The 16,469-nt window shown below is 69.2% G+C and carries 18 protein-coding genes and 1 tRNA gene; 7 read left to right on the forward strand and 12 right to left on the reverse strand.

The window, feature by feature from the left end; translation table 11 throughout:
• The first annotated feature begins 54 nt into the window (after window positions 1–54).
• The 3 genes from ACZ50J_RS14430 to ACZ50J_RS14440 all read left to right on the forward strand — a co-directional run bounded on the left by ACZ50J_RS14430 (window position 55) and on the right by ACZ50J_RS14440 (window position 1,555).
• The gene (locus ACZ50J_RS14430; protein ID WP_464297846.1) at window positions 55–978 is read left to right on the forward strand and encodes an amino acid ABC transporter permease; all 924 of its coding nucleotides are present in this window, start codon (window positions 55–57) and stop codon (window positions 976–978) included.
• A gap of 107 nt (window positions 979–1,085) precedes the next feature.
• Window positions 1,086–1,403, forward strand: coding sequence for a hypothetical protein (locus ACZ50J_RS14435; protein WP_464297847.1), 318 nt, complete (start codon window positions 1,086–1,088; stop codon window positions 1,401–1,403).
• Entirely contained in the window at window positions 1,400–1,555 is a 156-nt protein-coding gene (locus ACZ50J_RS14440) for a hypothetical protein (RefSeq protein WP_464297848.1), read from the forward strand. The genes ACZ50J_RS14435 and ACZ50J_RS14440 overlap by 4 nt, the downstream gene beginning before the upstream one ends.
• Before the next feature lie 68 nt (window positions 1,556–1,623).
• On the opposite strand, the gene ACZ50J_RS14445 is transcribed toward ACZ50J_RS14440, so the two are convergent.
• The 10 genes from ACZ50J_RS14445 to ACZ50J_RS14490 all read right to left on the reverse strand — a co-directional run bounded on the left by ACZ50J_RS14445 (window position 1,624) and on the right by ACZ50J_RS14490 (window position 9,572).
• Window positions 1,624–1,696 (reverse strand) — tRNA-Asn (locus ACZ50J_RS14445).
• Window positions 1,697–1,761: 65 nt separating this feature from the next.
• Window positions 1,762–2,277: a hypothetical protein gene (locus ACZ50J_RS14450; RefSeq protein WP_464297849.1), complete on the reverse strand. Its 516-nt coding sequence runs from the start codon at window positions 2,275–2,277 to the stop codon at window positions 1,762–1,764.
• 316 nt (window positions 2,278–2,593) lie between these two features.
• Entirely contained in the window at window positions 2,594–4,477 is a 1,884-nt protein-coding gene (gene dnaG, locus ACZ50J_RS14455) for a DNA primase (RefSeq protein ID WP_464297850.1), read from the reverse strand.
• Window positions 4,478–4,530: 53 nt separating this feature from the next.
• Window positions 4,531–5,241: a DinB family protein gene (locus tag ACZ50J_RS14460; RefSeq protein ID WP_464297851.1), complete on the reverse strand. Its 711-nt coding sequence runs from the start codon at window positions 5,239–5,241 to the stop codon at window positions 4,531–4,533.
• Between the two features lie 45 nt (window positions 5,242–5,286).
• Window positions 5,287–6,309 (reverse strand): nitronate monooxygenase, encoded by a 1,023-nt coding sequence (locus tag ACZ50J_RS14465; protein WP_464297852.1) that lies wholly within the window; start codon window positions 6,307–6,309, stop codon window positions 5,287–5,289.
• Between the two features lie 7 nt (window positions 6,310–6,316).
• Window positions 6,317–7,549 carry a deoxyguanosinetriphosphate triphosphohydrolase gene (locus ACZ50J_RS14470; RefSeq protein ID WP_464297853.1) on the reverse strand — a complete coding sequence of 411 codons (1,233 nt, stop codon included), beginning with the start codon at window positions 7,547–7,549 and terminating at the stop codon, window positions 6,317–6,319.
• Complete coding sequence (locus tag ACZ50J_RS14475; RefSeq protein ID WP_464297854.1) at window positions 7,546–8,004, reverse strand: hypothetical protein; 459 nt, start codon at window positions 8,002–8,004, stop codon at window positions 7,546–7,548. Before ACZ50J_RS14475 ends, ACZ50J_RS14470 begins: the two co-directional genes overlap by 4 nt.
• A 23-nt stretch (window positions 8,005–8,027) precedes the next feature.
• Complete coding sequence (locus tag ACZ50J_RS14480; protein WP_464297855.1) at window positions 8,028–8,447, reverse strand: DUF3806 domain-containing protein; 420 nt, start codon at window positions 8,445–8,447, stop codon at window positions 8,028–8,030.
• The gene (locus ACZ50J_RS14485) at window positions 8,444–8,713 is read right to left on the reverse strand and encodes a DUF2277 domain-containing protein (protein WP_464297856.1); all 270 of its coding nucleotides are present in this window, start codon (window positions 8,711–8,713) and stop codon (window positions 8,444–8,446) included. Before ACZ50J_RS14485 ends, ACZ50J_RS14480 begins: the two co-directional genes overlap by 4 nt.
• Window positions 8,714–8,807: 94 nt before the next feature.
• The gene (locus ACZ50J_RS14490; RefSeq protein WP_464297857.1) at window positions 8,808–9,572 is read right to left on the reverse strand and encodes a DoxX family protein; all 765 of its coding nucleotides are present in this window, start codon (window positions 9,570–9,572) and stop codon (window positions 8,808–8,810) included.
• A gap of 138 nt (window positions 9,573–9,710) precedes the next feature.
• Between ACZ50J_RS14490 and ACZ50J_RS14495 the strand changes: the two genes are divergently transcribed.
• Window positions 9,711–10,541, forward strand: a complete 831-nt coding sequence (locus ACZ50J_RS14495) for a sulfurtransferase (protein WP_464297858.1) — start codon at window positions 9,711–9,713, stop codon at window positions 10,539–10,541.
• 3 nt (window positions 10,542–10,544) lie between these two features.
• On the opposite strand, the gene pdxR is transcribed toward ACZ50J_RS14495, so the two are convergent.
• Window positions 10,545–11,957 (reverse strand): MocR-like pyridoxine biosynthesis transcription factor PdxR, encoded by a 1,413-nt coding sequence (gene pdxR, locus ACZ50J_RS14500; protein WP_464297859.1) that lies wholly within the window; start codon window positions 11,955–11,957, stop codon window positions 10,545–10,547.
• A gap of 81 nt (window positions 11,958–12,038) precedes the next feature.
• Between pdxR and ACZ50J_RS14505 the strand changes: the two genes are divergently transcribed.
• Both ACZ50J_RS14505 and ACZ50J_RS14510 read left to right on the forward strand, forming a co-directional pair.
• Window positions 12,039–13,340 (forward strand): amino acid permease, encoded by a 1,302-nt coding sequence (locus tag ACZ50J_RS14505; protein WP_464297860.1) that lies wholly within the window; start codon window positions 12,039–12,041, stop codon window positions 13,338–13,340.
• Window positions 13,341–13,344: 4 nt separating this feature from the next.
• Entirely contained in the window at window positions 13,345–14,427 is a 1,083-nt protein-coding gene (locus tag ACZ50J_RS14510; protein WP_464297861.1) for a threonine aldolase family protein, read from the forward strand.
• 6 nt (window positions 14,428–14,433) lie between these two features.
• On the opposite strand, the gene dusB is transcribed toward ACZ50J_RS14510, so the two are convergent.
• On the reverse strand, window positions 14,434–15,639 hold the full coding sequence (gene dusB / locus ACZ50J_RS14515) for a tRNA dihydrouridine synthase DusB (RefSeq protein WP_464297862.1): 1,206 nt from the start codon (window positions 15,637–15,639) through the stop codon (window positions 14,434–14,436).
• Window positions 15,640–15,739: 100 nt separating this feature from the next.
• Here dusB and ACZ50J_RS14520 point away from each other — a divergent pair, with 100 nt between their 5' ends.
• Window positions 15,740–16,444 (forward strand): GntR family transcriptional regulator, encoded by a 705-nt coding sequence (locus tag ACZ50J_RS14520; protein ID WP_464297863.1) that lies wholly within the window; start codon window positions 15,740–15,742, stop codon window positions 16,442–16,444.
• The last annotated feature ends 25 nt before the right edge of the window (window positions 16,445–16,469 follow it).

Raw genomic sequence — 16,469 nt, forward strand, 5'->3', positions numbered from 1 at the left:
GAGGGAACCAAGGGCTCAGACGAATCGCGGGTCCCGACGTAGGAGGGAGACGCGATGAGTGCCTCAGTCCTGTTCGACGCACCGGGCCCGAAGGCGAAGCGGCGTTACGCGATCCTCGGTGTCGTCGGCGGCGTCGTCTGCGCGGCGATCCTGGCGCTGGTCGCATGGAAACTGGCCGACAAGGATCAGTTCGCCAGTTACAAGTGGAAACCGTTCGTCCAGTGGGGCACCTGGAAGAGCTACATCCTCCCCGGCCTGCGCGGCACCCTGATCGCAGCGGCGCTCGCCATCGTGATCAGCCTGGTGCTCGGCGCCGTCCTGGCGATGCTGCGGATGATCGAGGTACCCCGGACCAACGGACCGGCCGCGATCGCCGTCCGTGCCCTGCGCTGGGTGGTGACCGCGTGGGTCGAACTCACCCGCGCGCTCCCGGTGCTGCTGATGATGCTCTTCATCTTCGGCTGGCTCAGCGCTCACGGCCAGGGCAGCGGCAACGGACCGCTCATCGCCACGGTCGCCGGTCTGGCGTTCTACAACTCGTCGGTCATCTGTGAGGTCATCCGTTCGGGCGTCGACCAGTTGCCGGCCGGCCAACGTGAAGCAGGGAGCTCCATCGGCCTCAGCGCCGGTCAGACGGTGCGGATCATCCTGCTCCCGCAGGCGATCACCGCCATGCTGCCGTCGCTGATCAGTCAGGTCATCGTGGTGCTCAAGGACACCGCTCTCGGCTACAACGTGCTGTATGGCGAGATGCTCTACAAGAGCAAGCCGGCCACCTCACTGAACGGCAACATCTTCGCCATGCTGGTCGTCATCGCGGCGATCTACATCCTGATCAACTACGCGATCAGCAAGCTCGCGACCTGGGTCGAGCGACGCCTGCAGGCACGCGGCCGCAAGGTCGGCCCGGCAGCACCCGCCGGTGACCCGGCCGGGCCGACCAACGCTCCGGGTGTTGCCACCGGTGGCGGAGTCTGACCGCCACAAACCGACGCAAGGGCGCCCTCCGATGCGCAGTCCCTGCCGTCATTCCCCGCTAGCGTGCTCGGCATGGATCGTTTTCAGGGCCACCCATGACGTGGTGGGTGGCACTCGCATCGTTCGTGGGCGCAATCGTCGGTGCAACCGTTCCGGCCCTGGTCAACCTGCGCGGCCAACACCAACAGGCACGCACCGAGTGGAGTCAACGCCTTGACCGTGCCATCAGCGCGCTGACCTCCTCGTCCCCGCTCTCGCGCGACATCGGCCAGGAATTGCTGGCCGATCTGATTCGTTCGGATCTGGGTAGCGTCGCGGACCGCGATCTTGCGCGGCGTTTGTCCCGTGTGGCCGTCACCGGCGGCACAGTGGACGCAGCCGAACGCCTGCGCGACAATGGACCTGACGAACAGGAGCAGCCATGAGCCAGACCGAGCAAGCACACCACGTGTCCCCCTCGTCGATCCGGCTCGCCCGTGCCCTGGTCGAGGACGCAGCCAAACGTGGTGAGAAGGAGAGCGCACAGATCGAGGCGATCGCCCGATTGAAGACGCCCGAGGAACGCAAGGCTTCCTGATCCATCCTCGACTCCCGGCGGTGTCACGACATACAAAAACGGCCCGGTTTCCCGGGCCGTTCTGCTTGCTCCCCCACTTGGACTCGAACCAAGAACCCTCCGGTTAACAGCCGAATGCTCTGCCAATTGAGCTACAGGGGAACGCGTGTTGTTCGCGTGCAGAACCATAGCAAATTCCCTGCCCCAACACCGAATCGGGAGAGCCGTCAGAGGCCGACCGCGTCCCGGACGTATGCCGTCGTGCGCTCGACCGCGTCACGCACCTGCGGATCGTCGGCGCGGGCGCCCCGGCCGAGCACCGTTTGGGTCAGCAGAGTGCCTGCCTGCAGGTCGCGTCGGACGACGACCCGGCCCTTCGCACGACCTTCCAGTGCGAGCTCCTCGGCCAGCACGATGCTGGCGCGGACCCGCTCGTGGAACGTCTCGGGCAGGCGCGTGTCCTGCGGCCCGAAGGTCCACTGCCCCGGGCGCTTTCCGTCGACCCAGGTGACCGTCAGGGTCCACGTCTGCGGCTCCCACTGACCTGCGTCCACTTCATGCCACGGGCGGGCCGTGATGTGGCCCTCCGCGGACGCGACGGTCAGGTGCCAGTTCGTCGCGACGACATGCGCCCCCGTCAGCTGGTCGACCGCCGACGCCAGCAGTCGTTCGCCCTTCGGGAGGTCGAGTTGCTCGAGCACCTCGGGCGAAAGCTGTGGCTTGGAGCGCTTGAGGAAGGACATGGTCCCCATTGTCCACTGAATGGTTTCGATACGGACTCCCCCGCTCCGCTCCTCCGCCCTACTCAACCAGCTTCAGTGTGCGGTTTCGATACGGACTCCCCCGCTCCGCTCCTCCGCCCTACTCAACCAGCTTCAGTGTGCGGTTTCGATACGGACTCCCCCGCTCCGCTCCTCCGCCCTACTCAACCAGCTTCAGTGTGCGGTTTCGATACGGACTCCCCCCGCTCCGCTCCTCCGCACTGCTCGACCAACGTCAGTGCGCGGTTTCGATACGCTCCCGCGCTGCGCTCCTCCGCTACTCAACCCGCTTTAACGGTCACTCCAGGTTGGCGAGCAGGTCGTTCAGCGAGCGCTGCAGGGTCGTCAGTTGCGCCGAGATCGTGCGCGTCCGCTCCGCGTCGTCGCTGCGGCGCAGCGCGCTCATCACCTGCGAGATCTTCCGGCGCAGAGCCACTTCGCGCACGCGCACCACCAGCGAGCGCACGTAGTGCCAGTCCGGCCGGCCCTGGCTGTCCAGCTTGGTCGGCAGCGGCTCGACGGCCAGCTGCGCGACCAGCGGCCGCACCACCTCGGGCACGGACTCGTTGATCGCCGAGACCCACGCACCCTGGCTGCGGGCGGGGTCGATGCCGACCGCTCGCACCGCCTCGAACACCGCACGGTGCGCCGGCGCCGTGAGATCGGCGGGGTCGACCGGGTCCAGTTGCTGGGTCGGGACCGCCGAGGGGAACTGCACCACGCACTGCAACAGCATGTGCTCGGCGCGCACGATCGGGTCACGCAGGTCCGGGGGCTCGTATGCCGGAGCAGCCGCGACCGGTTCAGCCGACGTGTCGACCGGCTTCTCCCGCGTCTTCTTGGCGGCCTCCGCGATGCCGCCACGTGGAGCTCGTCGCACCGCCTGCTGGAAGTCACCGACATCGACACCGAGGTGCCGGGAGACCTCACGAACCAGCTCTTCGCGCGCGAGCGGGTCTCGTATGTCGGCGACGATCGGCGCCAGCGCCCGAGTGGCGGCGACCCGGCCACCGACCGAGTCCAGGTCGAAGCGCGCCAGCGTGGTGCGGACGACGAACTCGAACATCGGCGTCGCACCGTCGACGAGTTCCTTGACCGCGTCGGGTCCGGCCGAGATCCGCAGCTCGCACGGGTCTTGCCCGTCGGGCGCGATCGCCACGAAGGACTGGGACGCCCAGCGCTGGTCCTCGTCATACGCCTTGAGGGCGGCCTTCTGTCCGGCGGAGTCGCCGTCGAAGGTGAAGATGACCTTCGCCGGGCTGCCGCCGGCCTCGTCGCGCAGCAACCGGCGCAGCAGTTTGATGTGGTCGACGCCGAAGGCGGTGCCACATGTCGCCACGGCCTGCGTGACGCCCGACAGGTGGGCGGCCATCACGTCGGTGTAGCCCTCGACGATCACCGCGCGGCGGTCGTCGGCGATCGACTTCTTGGCCAGGTCGAGCCCGTAGAGCACGCGCTGCTTCTTGTAGATCGCCGTCTCGCCGGTGTTGAGATATTTGGCCGGCCGCGGGTCACCGTCGAAGATCCGACGGGCGCCGAAGCCGACCGTGTCTCCGGTGATGTCGCGGATCGGCCAGAGCAGACGGCCCTGGAAGACGTCATATCCGCCGCGGTTGATCAGGCCCGCAGCGAGCATCTCGTCACGGTTGAAACCCTTGTCCCGCAACACTTTCGACAATGCATGGCCGTCGGTGGGCGCATAGCCCAGGCCGAACTGCTCGGCAATGGAGCCGTCGAACTCCCGGCCGCGCAGGTAATCGCGGGCAGTCCGCGCCTCGGGCATCTCCGGCAGCAGCGAGGAGTAGAACTCCGCCGCGACGCGGTGCGCTTCGAGCAGACGGGTGCGCCGGCCGATGCTCTCCTCACGAGGTCGGACACCGTCCTCGTAGTGCAGTTCGACGCCGACCTTGCCGGCCAGCCGCTCGACCGACTCGGCGAAGCTGAGGTGGTCGACGTCCTGGACGAACGAGATGACGTCGCCGCCCTTGCCACAGCCGAAGCAGTGGTAGAAGCCCTGCGTGGGATTGACCGAGAAGCTCGGTGTCTTCTCGTCGTGGAAGGGGCACAGCCCGACGAGGTTGCTGCCGGACCGGCGCAGCGTGACGTGCTCGCTGACGACGTCCTCGATGGAACTGCGCTCCTTGACGAGCTCCACGTCTTCGGACTTGATGCGACCCGCCATAACAACGGCAGTCTAGGTGGCGGCCGTTCGACGAGGGGCAGCCGTCCACAACCTCATGCCCGGTCGAGGGTCGCGAGATCGCGGACCGCGAAGTTGTGGTGCTCGAACTCTTCGTTCAGGACCGTGCGCAGGCACTGCACCACTGTCCTCCCCCGCGCGTATGGCGGCCACACGTCGTCGTCGGGCACCGGTGCCGGACGACCCAACTCCTCGGCCGTGCACCTGGCGAGCCAATCGGTCAGCAGCGTCGTCTGCCGAGCCCGGACGGCCAGCACCTCCTCGAGCGTGGGATCGGCCGCACGGTCGACACCGGGCGCGGCGTCCTCCGGCATACCGTCGGTCGTCAGGGCCAATGCCGTGAAGGGTTCGGTCCGGCCCAGGCAGCACCTGCTGAACCACGAGTCGTGCACAAACACGAGGTGGCGCAGCGTCTGGAGGGTCGACCACTCCCCGCCCACGGAGGTCCGCTCGATGCCGGGCGATCGGCGTATGCGATCGATGGTCGCCGCCCAATCGTCCTGCAACTGCTGCCAGCCTGTCCGCAGATCGCTCACGTCGTCGGAGCGGATCAGCACCCGCACCGGATGTCGGCGATCGAGCTCGGCCTCGACGAAGGGCATCACCGCGACGCCGTTGACGGTCAGGTCGCCCAGCAGGCCGTCGATCTCCGCACCGCGCATGACGACACCGACGAAGCGGGAGTTGTCGAGCATGCACTCACGGAACTCGGCACCGGTGAAGTCACGGTCGACGAAACGCTCCATGTGTCGAACCTATGGCGGCGGTGTGACATTGGGCCAGGTGCGGCGTCAGACAACCTTGGCAGCGAGTGCAGCGACCACGTCCGCCGCGCGACCCGGGCGAGCCTGTCGCCAGCCGGTGCCCGCCCAGAGACTGATCAGCTCGCGATTGCCGGACGCGGCGCCGGCGGCCCGCAGCGGCTTGGTCAGCTGGTTCACGATCGGATAGACGGGCGGAGCCACCGGATCGAAGCTCGCCACGAACTCATTGCGTATGGCGCGCGCCGGCCGACCGCTGAAGACGCGTGTCACGACGGTCTCGGTCAGGTCGGCAGCGGTGAACCCGGCGCGATAGGCGTCGTTGATCCCGGCCTCGTCGGTCAGCAGGAACGCCGAACCGCATTGCACGGCAACGGCGCCGGCGGCCAGCGCAGCCGCAACGTCCTGCGCGCTCATCACACCACCAGCGACCACGACCGGCAGCTCCGTCACTGCCAGCACCTGCGGTAGCAACTCCCGCCAGCCCGAGGTGTTGGGTTCGGCATCGACACGGTGCGTGCCGCGGTGGCCGCCCGCATCCGTGCCCTGCAGGCAGAGCAGGTCGGCGCCCGCAGCCGAAGCTGCCTCCGCCTCCTGCGCGTCCGTGACGGTGGCGAGCACCCGCGTGCCGACGGCGTGCAGACGTCGCACCGCGTCGACCGGCGGCGGCCCGAAGATGAACGACACGACCGCGACCGGATCCCGCTCCAGGACCTCGAGCTTCGCCGCGAAATGATCGGCACCGTCCCAGCGCGGTTCCGGCAGCAGCTCACCCGCCGATGCGGCGACCGGCGCCAACTGCTCGGCATACGAACGCAATTGATCGCCGTCGCGCTCCTCGTCAACGGGCGTCGGCAGGAAGAGGTTGACGCCGAACGGTCGATCGGTGAGTTCGCGGATGCGCGCCACTCCCTCGGCCAGCACATCACCGGTCAGGTAGCCGCCGGGGAACAGCCCGAGACCACCGGCGTCGCTGATCGCGGCCGTCAACTGCGGCGTGCCGACGCCCGCCATCGGCGCGCCGACGATCGGGAGCGGTGAAAGGTCCCACATGGTCGTTCTAGCTCCATTCCTCGGCGAGTGCTCGGGCGCGGTGATCGGTGAGCGAGGCGATCTGGTCGACGACGACACGCAGTGCGGCTGCGTCGTTCGCGGCCGCCGCGTGATCCTCGGCGAAGAGCGGGTCGAGCCGGTCCGGATGTTCCTGGAAGAGCGTGAACAGCGTCTCGATGATCCGGCGCTGCTCGGCCTGCAGGGTGCGGCGCTCGTCGGTCATCATCACCCAGCGCGCGGCGACGGCCTTGAGCATCACGCACTCGGCCAGCACATCGGAGGGTATGACGACATGCGCGGCGTAGCGGGTCAACGGCCCGTCGCCGAACTTGTCGCGCGTCGCTTGTTCGGCAGCACCGACGAACCGGCCGATCAATCGGCTGGTCATGTCCTTCAGCGCTGCCACCCCTTGCCGACCCGGCCGCTGCTGCTCAGGTATGACGCCCGAGGCGAGCAGACGCTCGAACGACCCTGCCAACTCAGCTGTTTCGAGTTGTGGGGCGTAGATGCGCCGGGCAAGGTCGGCAAGCGCATCCAGCTCTTCACGAGACCGCAGTGCGCGCACGTCGATCAGTGCGGCGGTGATGCCGTCCTCGACATCATGCACGGAGTAGGCGACGTCGTCCGCCCAGTCCATCACCTGCGCCTCGACACACCGCTGCTGGCGGTGACCGGTCGGAACGGTCGCCCGCGCCCAGTCGAAGATCTGCTCATCCGCCTGAAAGCAGCCGAACTTGCCGGGATGAGAACGGTTTTCGCCACGGAACCACGGATATTTGCTGGCAGCGTCCAGCGAGGCACGAGTCAGGTTGAGCCCCACGGACTCGCCGTCCCGCCGCGACCGCTTGGCCTCCAGCCGGGTGAGGATTCGGAAGGTCTGTGCGTTGCCCTCGAAACCGCCTATGTGACCGCACAATTCGTTCAGAGCACCCTCGCCGTTGTGTCCGAACGGCGGGTGCCCGAGATCGTGCGCCAGACATGCGGTGTCGACGACGTCGGCGTTGCAGCCGATGGCCTCGCCGAACTCCCGGCCGATCTGAGCCACCTCGAGCGAGTGCGTCAGTCGATTGCGGATGAAGTCGTTATGTGGTTGCAGCACTTGGGTTTTCGAGGCAAGTCGGCGCCATGCGGCCGAGTGCAGCACTCGGGCCCGGTCGCGGGCGAAGTCGTCACGATCCGCCCTCTTCTGGGCAGGGTCCTCCCGCACGAACCGTTGCCGGTCGTATGCCGTATAGCTCATCCGGCGACACCAGGACGGATACTGCGCAACGCTGCGCCGAGGGTCCGGACCGATCGCTCGTGGTAGCCGCCCATCGCGAGCCCGGCATTGCGCTCGAAGACGTTGCGTGAGGCGAAGTCGCCCGTCCGCAGCCAGGACCAGGCGAGCGCCCCGAGATACAGCGGGACGAACGGGAGCCCGCCGCACACGACGTACTGCCAGCTATGTTGCTCCTCGTGCGTCAGCAACAGCGGGTGCCGCTGTTGCAGGTCGGTCCAATCGCCTTTGGAGACAATGACATTGCCCACGGTGAAGGCTCCTGCGACCGGAAATCCGAAGCGATAGCCGCTCGCGAGGTAGAGCCCGCGGGGGCCTTTCGCCATACGCGCGCGGCCGAGGCGGGCGACCGCGAATCCGAGTGCCGTCGATCCGTTCGCCCAGTTGGCGCACCACTTCACCCGCGTCGACGTGCTCATCGCCATGCTCATCGTCGTGGACATCACTCGGCCGGGTCCTCGATGTTGCGCATCAGCTCCCGGGTGAACAACGGCAGCCAGCCGCGCTGTCGTTGCGACCACGCCTGCGCGACCGGGTCGATCGGGTAGAGCACCCCGAGGTCGTCGGCCGATGCCAGTGCCAGGTCGGCGCCCTGGCTGTCCCCGGCCACGCGCCACTGGAGGCTCGAATTGCGTTGGAGGTACTCGCCCATCGCCATGGCGATCATCGTCAGCGTCGGGGTCGGATCGACGCGCTCCGCAGCAGGGGTCAGCAGCACTTCGTGCACGTAGCTGTCATAGGCCGCCCCGATGGATTCGACGTCGTCGACGTCGACCCCTGCGGCCTGCGCGTCACCGAGCCACCCGGCGAGCGCTCGTTGCGCCTTGCGGTCCAGTGGCTGGACGGTGATCTCAGCGGTCACGAGGCGTAGCGGGCGGCCGAGCGGGCACGCGCCTTGGCGGCCTCTTCCTCGCGGTCCTTCGGCGGCGCCGTCGTGACCAGCGAATCGATCAGCTCGCGGCTGGCCCGGGTGATGGCGGCGACCGCCTTGTCGTAGGCGGCCTCGTTGGCCTTCGACGACTTGGTGCTCCCGGCGATCTTGCGGACGAACTGCAGCGCGGCGGCGCTGACCTCGTCGTCGGTCGCAGGGGGCTCGAAGTTGTTCAGCGGACGGATGTTGCGGCACATGTCTTCATTGAACCCGATATCGAGTGGATGGACGAGCAACGCACGCCGGCGCACCACCTGTAGTGGTGCGCCGGCGTGCGTGCTGTTCGCGTGATCAGGCGAGCTGGGCCCGTGCCTGACGCGCGGCCTTCGACGCACGCTTGGCGGCCCGACGTCCGGCCTTCCCGCCGCGCTCGCGCACCGCATCGGCAACGACCGGTGCCTGCTCCTTGGCAACACTCGCCCAGTGCGCGCCGTGCTCCTTGGCCGCCTCGGCGACGACCGGCGCCTGCTCCTTCGCAACGCTCGCCCAGTGCGCACTGTGTTCCTTGGCCGCCTCGGCGACGTGGCCGACGGTCTCCTTGAGCGAACTCACGGTGTCCGAGCTGTCGCTGCCGGAGGGCAGGGCCGACGCGACCGCGTCCCCGGCGTGCTGGGCTGCCGCGCGCGTCCGCCATGCAGCGCTCGGCTTGCCCTCGGTGTCGACGGCCGCGATGAGCAGACCGCCCATCAGGCTGACGTTCTTGAAGAACTGGATCTGCTGCTGGGCGCGCTTGGTCGGGTCGTCCTCCTGCCAGAACGCGTGGCCGGCCAGGGTGGTCGGCACCAGACTGCCGGCGAGTGCCAGGGATGCGACGCGCGGAACGCGACCGGTCGCCAGCAGCAGGCCGCCGACAATCTGGACGCCGCCGTTGACCCGAACCGCGGTGGCCGCGTCGGCCGGGATCAGGGCCGCCGCCTGGGCGGGCAGCACGCTACGCAGCTTGTCGAGGAACGGCGCGGCGATGGGCGCCTTCGGGTCGGGGTTGCGTATGGCGCTGAAGCCGGAAGTGACGAAGATCGACGACAACATCGGGCGGGCGAGGCGACGAACGAGCACGGGTTGACCTCCAGTGAGTCGGTCTAGTGGCGTGAGCGCTCCGGGGAGCGCCTGAACGTCTTGAGCCTACCCACGCCGCGTGGCCGCATGCGCCGACCTGCCGTTGCGGCCGGTCGCCGCTGCCAGCAGACTTCAGGTATGACGCGCCCCACGCATCCGCTGATCGTCCCCGCCGCTCTGGCGAGCGTCCTGGATTCGGTGACGGTGCTCGACACCCGCTGGCAGATGGGCCAACCGACCCGCCGCCCGGCCTTTGACGCCGGCCACCTGCCCGGAGCCTCGTGGGTCGAGTTCGAAGGCGTCATGGCCGATGCTCCCGGAGACGGCGGACGCCACCCGATGCCACAACGTGAGGTGTTCGCGGCCGCGATGCGGGCGGCCGGAGTGGACAACGACCGCCCGGTCGTGGTCTACGACGACGGCAATTCGCTTGCGGCGAGCCGGTGTTGGTGGCTGCTGAGGTATTTCGGCAAGGAGGACGTGCAGGTCCTCGACGGCGGCTTCGCCGGATGGGCGGCGGCGGGGCTGCCGGTGTCGACCGACCAGCCGGCACCACACACGGGCGACTTCTATCCGACCGATCCCGGCGCCGCACTGCTGGATGCGGATGGCGCCGCGGACTTCGCCGCGGAGAAGCTGTTGCTGGACGCCCGCCCCGCCGACCGGTTCGCCGGCCACAACGAGACGATCGATCCCGTCCCCGGACACATCCCCGGCGCCGTCTCCGCTCCGGCACTGGCCAACGTCGTCGCATCGGGGGCGTTCCTCTCCCCCGACGATCTGGCAATGCGATTCACCGCGCTCGGCATACGACCGGACAGCGAAGTGGGTGTCTACTGCGGATCCGGGGTGCAGGCCACCCATCTCGCGCTGGCGCTCGAGGCGTCCGGAATCCATCCGCAGACCAGCGTCTACATCGGGTCCTGGTCGCACTGGATCACCGACGACGAGCGCCCTGTCGAAACCTAGGGGCTACTGCCCGCGAAGCACCGCTCCGATCCGGTCGACCGCGTCCGGGATCCGGGACTCGTCGATGTGCCGGAAGCCGAGGGCCAGGCCGTGCACGGCCGGCTGTTCGACATACCTCGGAGCGAGCGGCTCGACTCCGACGCCGACCTCCGCAAGTGACCTGACCACCTTGCTGTCCGAACGCCGCTGATCGCGCAGGCGGGTGCACACGTGCAGGCCCGCCGCGGACGGATAGGCGACGAGCACGTCGTCGAGCCGGGCCAGCTCCCGCAGCAGGACCGAACGTCGCGCGGCGTAGACCCGAGTCGCCCGGCGCACATGCGCCGCGAGCAGACCTTCGGCCAGGAACCGCGCCATCGCTCCCTGGGTGACGGTGTCCCCCTGCCAGTCGGTCAGCAACTTGGCGTCCCGCAACGCGGGTTGCAGCGACCGCGGTGCGACCACGTAGCCGATCCGGAGCATCGGCATCAGCACCTTCGAGAACGACCCGACGTAGGCGACCCGGCCGCACGTGTCGAGACTCTGCAACGGTGCGAGCGCCCTTGCGTCATACCGGAATTCGCTGTCGTAGTCGTCCTCGATGATGAGCGCACGGTGGGTCGCCGCCCAGTCCAGCAGCGCGGTACGACGGCGCAGCGACATCACCGCACCGGTCGGGAACTGATGGGACGGCGTGACATAGACCAGACGCGCGTCGTCCGGCAGCGCGTCGACCACCAGGCCCTCTTCGTCCACCGGCACGCCGCGAACCCGGGCGCCCTGCGAGGCGTAGAGGCGAACCGCGGCGGTGTAGCCGGGATCCTCGACAGCAACGGTGTCCCCCGGGCCGAGCAGCACTCGGCCGAGCAGATCGAGCGCCTGCTGCGCACCCGCGGTGAGCAGCACGTCGCCGCCGTCGGCGACCACCGACCGGGACACGCGCAGGTGGCGGGCGATCTCGGCCTGCAGCAGCGCATGGCCGGAACCGTCATAGACCGGCTGCTCCTGCAGCGCCGGCCGCAGGGTCGCCGACACCAGCCGCCGCCATACGGCGAAGGGGAAGAGGCGGGTGTCCGGGCCGGCGACCGACAGGTCGTGCTCGAGCGGCGGTGCGTCCGGCACCGCCGGCGGCAGCGACTCCCACACGGCTCGCGGCCGGACATCACCGGCAGGAGCCGCGACCGGCCGGGGTGCGCCGACGTCCGCACTGACGAAGGTGCCGGCGCCGACGCGGGTCTCGAGATAGCCCTCCGCCACGAGCCGGTCGTATGCCGTGGCGACCGTCCCTCGCGCGATCCCGAGCTCCTGCGCGAAGGCCCGCGTCGGGGGCAGTCGTTCGCCGGGTGGCAGCCGGCCGGAGGCGATGCCGTCGAGCAGGTGTCGGTAGATCCGGAAGGCCCGGTCACCGGGTCCCGTGAGATCCACGAGCAGGTCCATGCGGTCAGTCTAGGATTGGCCCAATCAATTTGCATCGGAATGGATCTTTCACCGAGCCACTGGTGGCGACAGGCTGGACCCATGAAGAGTTCGTTGTCGGTCCCGCAGGGCGCCGCACTGTCGATCGGAGCCGTGCTCGGCACCGGGGTCATCACCCTGCCGTCGCTCGGCGTGCAGGTCGCCGGTCCGGCATCGCTCGTGGCGTGGATCGCGTTGGTGGTGCTGAGCATTCCGCTCGCCGCAACGTTCGCGGCCATGGGCGCACGGCATCCCGACCGCCGAGGCGTGTCGGCATACGTCGACACCGCGTTCGGTGCGCGAGCGGCCGGGGCCATCGGCTGGTGCTTCTTCTTCGCGGTGCCCGTCGGTGCCCCACCTGCCAGCCTGATGGCGGGCGCGTATGTCGCGGAGGCGGTCGGCGGCGGACACCGGACGAGTGTCGTGACGGCGGTCCTGCTGATCGGCGGCGTCGGCCTGCTGAACGCGGCCGGGCTGCGGCTGTCCGGACGGGTGCAACTGGTCCTGACCGCGGTGCTCGCCGTGCTCATCGCAGCCGCGGTCCTCGTCGCATCCCCGCATGCGACGACGACACACCTCACCCCGTTCGCGCCGCACGGTGTGGGTGCCATCGGCACGGCGGCGGCGTTGTTGGTCTGGGGTTTCGCCGGCTGGGAGGCGATCGCACCGTTGGCCGGGGATTACCGGAACCCCCGGCGTGATCTGCCGCGGGCGACCGGCATCGCCATCGTGGTCGTCGGCGTGCTCTACCTCGCGCTCGCGGCGGCGACCGTCCTCGTGCTCGGGCCGGCGGCGTCCCACACGGCGGCCCCGTTGTCTGCGTTGCTCGTGGAGGGGCTCGGTGGGCCGGCCCGGGTCGTGACCGCCGTCGTCGCGGTGCTGCTCACCGTCGGGGCGATGAATGCGTACTTCGCGGGCGGCTCCCGACTCGGAGCCGCGCTGGCCAGGGAGGGCGCCCTGCCGACCTGGCTCGCGAAGGGCGGTGCGCCGGGTGAGGTGCCGCGTCGCAGCCTGGCCGTGATGGTCGTCCTCGCACTCGGATCTCTCACCGCGACAGAGGTTTTCGGGATCGGCCTGGCCGGACTGATGCTGCTCGCAACCGGCTGCTTCACCACTGTGTACGTGATCGGCACGGCCGCCGCGGTGCGACTCCTGCCACGCCACAGCACCGCCTGGTTGACGGCGGTGATGGCGTTCATCAGTGTCAGCGTGCTGCTCGTGATGAACGGAAGGCACGTGTTCTGGGCGCTCGGTGTCGCGGCGGCATCGCTGGTCTATCGCGGGGCACGCCGCGGAAGAGCCACGGCTCCGGTGCAGGCGGTCGACGACCCGGCATGCACCGAGGAGGTGGCTCCGGCAGGATGAGGCAATGCCCACGCTCGACGACCGATTCACTGCCGCCCTGCCGACCGCACGCCGGATGCTCGGCCACGACTTCCGCACGCCGAGCGAGGCACTTGCTGCCGTCGCGCAGTGTGTCGACGCCGACACCGCGTGGGACTGGTATGGCGCCGGCGGGCTCGTCGGCAAGCTGGAGTCCCGCGTAGCCGGTCTGCTCGGCAAACCCGCCGTCGCCTTCTTCCCGAGCGGGGTCATGGCCCAGCAGGCGGCGCTGCGGTGTTGGACCGACCGGTCAGGGTCACGACGCGTGGCGATCCCGGACCTGTCACATCTGTTGCGCCACGAACTCGATGGCCCGGCACTGCTGCACGATCTGCACTACGAACGACTCGGCTCCGGTCGCGAGTTGCCGACCGTCGCGCATCTCGACGCCATCCCCGGAACCCTCGGTGCCGTCCTGCTCGAACTCCCGCTGCGCGAAGCAGGATTCGTCCTGCCGACACCGGCCGACCTGACCGAGTTCAGCGCCCGGTGCCGGGACCGCGGGGTGCCGCTGCATCTGGACGGAGCACGCCTGTGGGACTCGACGCCGCACCTCGGTGTGTCCCTGGCGGACGTGGCCGCGCCGGCCGACAGCGTCTACGTCTCCTTCTACAAGGGACTCGGCGCGTTCGCGGGAGCGGCGCTGGCCGGCCCGGAGGACCTGGTGGCCGAGGCACGCCAGTGGCGTCGCCGGCTCGGCGGCACGCTCTACGGCATGACGGCGTATGCCGCCTCGGCCCTCGCCGGACTGGACGAGCACCTGCCGCGCATGGCCGAATATCACGATCGCGCGGTCGAGATCGCGACCCTGCTGAACGAGCGGGGCGTGCGCGTCATACCGCATCCGCCGCACACGCGCGAGTTCGTCGTCTACGCACCCGGCGATCCGGAACCGTTGCGCGAGAAGGTGATTCAGCGACTCGAAAGCGACGGCCTGCTCGGCGTTCGGGACTGGATGCGCGCGGACGTGCCGGGCTGGTCGTGGACTGAGATCGCCGTCGGTTCCGCGACGATGCGCTGGACGGCTCAGGAGGTCGCGGACGTCATCGCCTCGGTGGCGCTGGACTGACAGCCGTCAGCCGCCGCTGCTCCACGCCTCGGCGGCCGCGACGTCGCGACGGGTGTCCTCGTCGACAGTGCGCGAGTCGAGCCAGCCCTCGGGCAGCACGACGTGGCGCTCCGAACCGGCCCGGCCGCGGGGTCCCTCCGATGCCTCGCCCGGCCACGGCTGATCGAGGTCGAGGCTGCCGATCAGGTCGTCCAGCGAGGCCAGCGACTTGACCAGCCCCAAACCGGCGCGCAGCTCGGAGCCGACCCGGAATCCCTTGAAGTACCAGGCGATGTGCTTACGGATGTCGCGGCATGCCTTGTCCTCGGACTCGAAGAACTCGGCGAGATAGACCGTGTGCAGGCGCAGTGTCTCGGCGACCTCACGCATCGTCGGCTGCACCCTGGTCGACGCCCCGGCGAAAGCGGCCGCCAGGTCGGTGAACAGCCACGGACGGCCGAGGCAGCCGCGCCCGACGACGACGCCGTCGCACCCGGTCTCGCGGACCATCCGCAGCGCATCCTCGGCGGACCAGATGTCGCCGTTGCCGAGCACCGGGATGCTGGTGACAGTCTGCTTGAGCTGGGCGATGGCGTCCCATTGCGCGTGACCGGAGTAGGCCTGCGCCGCGGTGCGCGCGTGCAGCGCCACCGCTGCCGCTCCCTCACCCTCGGCGATCCGGCCGGCTTCGAGGTAGGTCAGGTGGTCGTCGTCGATGCCCTTGCGCATCTTGACCGTCACCGGGATGCCGTATGGCGCAGCGGCCTTGACGGCCGCCGAGACGACGCCCCTGAACAGATCGGTCTTCCACGGCAGCGCCGATCCGCCGCCCTTGCGGGTGACCTTCGGCACGGGGCATCCGAAGTTGAGATCGATGTGGTCGCAACGGTTTTCGCTGGCCAGCAGGTGTGCCGCGCGGCCGGTCGTCTCGGGATCGACACTGTAGAGCTGGATCGAGCGGGGGTTCTCGTCCGCGTCGTGCTCGATGAGCCGCATGGTCATGGCGTTGCGCTCGACCAGCGCACGCGAGGTGATCATCTCGCTCACGTAGAGGCTGGTCGCTCCCGATGCGCCACCGGCAGCGGAACCCTCGTCGCCATACCTGCGACACAGCCGGCGGAACGCCCGGTTGGTGATGCCCGCCATCGGCGCCAGCACCACGGGTGAGGCGATCGTGTGCTTGCCGATCTGCAGCGGCGGGAGCACGGGTGTCGGGGCGAGGGTGTCGGTCATGGCGTCATCCATGGTCCCAGGCGGGCGCCTCCAGGCCAAAACCACGCACGGCACCGCACACCGGATGACGCGGCGTCGACCGGGCGGGATACTGATCACGATGACGACCGAGGCGACTGACTGGAGCGCGCAACTGCGCCGACCCGACGGATACGCATCGGGTCCGTACGTCCTCAGCGAGTTGCGCCGGGTGATCGTCGCCGGCCAGATCCGGCCCGGTGCGAACCTGCCCGTGGACCAGATCGCGGCCGTGTTCCAGGTCAGTCCCATCCCGGTGCGCGAGGCGCTCAAGACGCTGATCGGTGAAGGACTGGTGCGGCATCAACCGCGCGGCGGCTACACCGTCACCGTGCTGAGCGGCCCGGAGCTGCACGAGCTCTACCTGGTGCGCGGGGCTCTCGAAGCGGCCGCGATCGAGGCAGCCACCGCGGCTGCCACCGACGAAGACGACCGGCGGGCCGAGGAGACGCACCGCGAACTCATGGCGGCGATCGAGGCCGACGACGTGCACCGCTACCAGACCCTCAGCCGGGCGTTCCACGAAACCCTGCTCGCCCCGTGCGGTATGCCGCGGCTGCTGCACATGCTGGGCCTGGTCGCCGACCTCACCGAGCCGTCCCAGGCGATGAGCCTGCTGAGTGCCGAGCAACGGGCACACCTGCAGACCGACCACACCCGGATGCTGGAGGCGTTCCGCGCGCGCGACGGCGCACGGCTCAGCACGTCGGCCCGCGCGCACCACGGCAAGCTCACGGCATACATCGACGATTCGCGCAATGCCCGCGGAGATATATCTGCGCCCTGACGGATATATCTTCCGGCGCCCCCAC

Source organism: Flexivirga sp. G2, assembly GCF_055397625.1.

What these genes read in the sequence shown, in the direction of transcription:
- dusB (WP_464297862.1), bottom strand. Translation starts at nt 15,639, where the DNA reads ATGACCGACACCCTCGCCCCGACACCCGTGCTCCCGCCGCTGCAGATC.
- ACZ50J_RS14460 (WP_464297851.1), bottom strand. Translation starts at nt 5,241, where the DNA reads ATGGAGCGTTTCGTCGACCGTGACTTCACCGGTGCCGAGTTCCGTGAG.
- ACZ50J_RS14430 (WP_464297846.1), top strand. Translation starts at nt 55, where the DNA reads ATGAGTGCCTCAGTCCTGTTCGACGCACCGGGCCCGAAGGCGAAGCGG.
- ACZ50J_RS14485 (WP_464297856.1), bottom strand. Translation starts at nt 8,713, where the DNA reads ATGTGCCGCAACATCCGTCCGCTGAACAACTTCGAGCCCCCTGCGACC.
- pdxR (WP_464297859.1), bottom strand. Translation starts at nt 11,957, where the DNA reads ATGGACCTGCTCGTGGATCTCACGGGACCCGGTGACCGGGCCTTCCGG.
- ACZ50J_RS14440 (WP_464297848.1), top strand. Translation starts at nt 1,400, where the DNA reads ATGAGCCAGACCGAGCAAGCACACCACGTGTCCCCCTCGTCGATCCGG.
- ACZ50J_RS14465 (WP_464297852.1), bottom strand. Translation starts at nt 6,309, where the DNA reads ATGTGGGACCTTTCACCGCTCCCGATCGTCGGCGCGCCGATGGCGGGC.
- ACZ50J_RS14495 (WP_464297858.1), top strand. Translation starts at nt 9,711, where the DNA reads ATGACGCGCCCCACGCATCCGCTGATCGTCCCCGCCGCTCTGGCGAGC.
- ACZ50J_RS14470 (WP_464297853.1), bottom strand. Translation starts at nt 7,549, where the DNA reads ATGAGCTATACGGCATACGACCGGCAACGGTTCGTGCGGGAGGACCCT.
- dnaG (WP_464297850.1), bottom strand. Translation starts at nt 4,477, where the DNA reads ATGGCGGGTCGCATCAAGTCCGAAGACGTGGAGCTCGTCAAGGAGCGC.
- ACZ50J_RS14475 (WP_464297854.1), bottom strand. Translation starts at nt 8,004, where the DNA reads ATGAGCACGTCGACGCGGGTGAAGTGGTGCGCCAACTGGGCGAACGGA.
- ACZ50J_RS14520 (WP_464297863.1), top strand. Translation starts at nt 15,740, where the DNA reads ATGACGACCGAGGCGACTGACTGGAGCGCGCAACTGCGCCGACCCGAC.
- ACZ50J_RS14510 (WP_464297861.1), top strand. Translation starts at nt 13,345, where the DNA reads ATGCCCACGCTCGACGACCGATTCACTGCCGCCCTGCCGACCGCACGC.
- ACZ50J_RS14450 (WP_464297849.1), bottom strand. Translation starts at nt 2,277, where the DNA reads ATGTCCTTCCTCAAGCGCTCCAAGCCACAGCTTTCGCCCGAGGTGCTC.
- ACZ50J_RS14505 (WP_464297860.1), top strand. Translation starts at nt 12,039, where the DNA reads ATGAAGAGTTCGTTGTCGGTCCCGCAGGGCGCCGCACTGTCGATCGGA.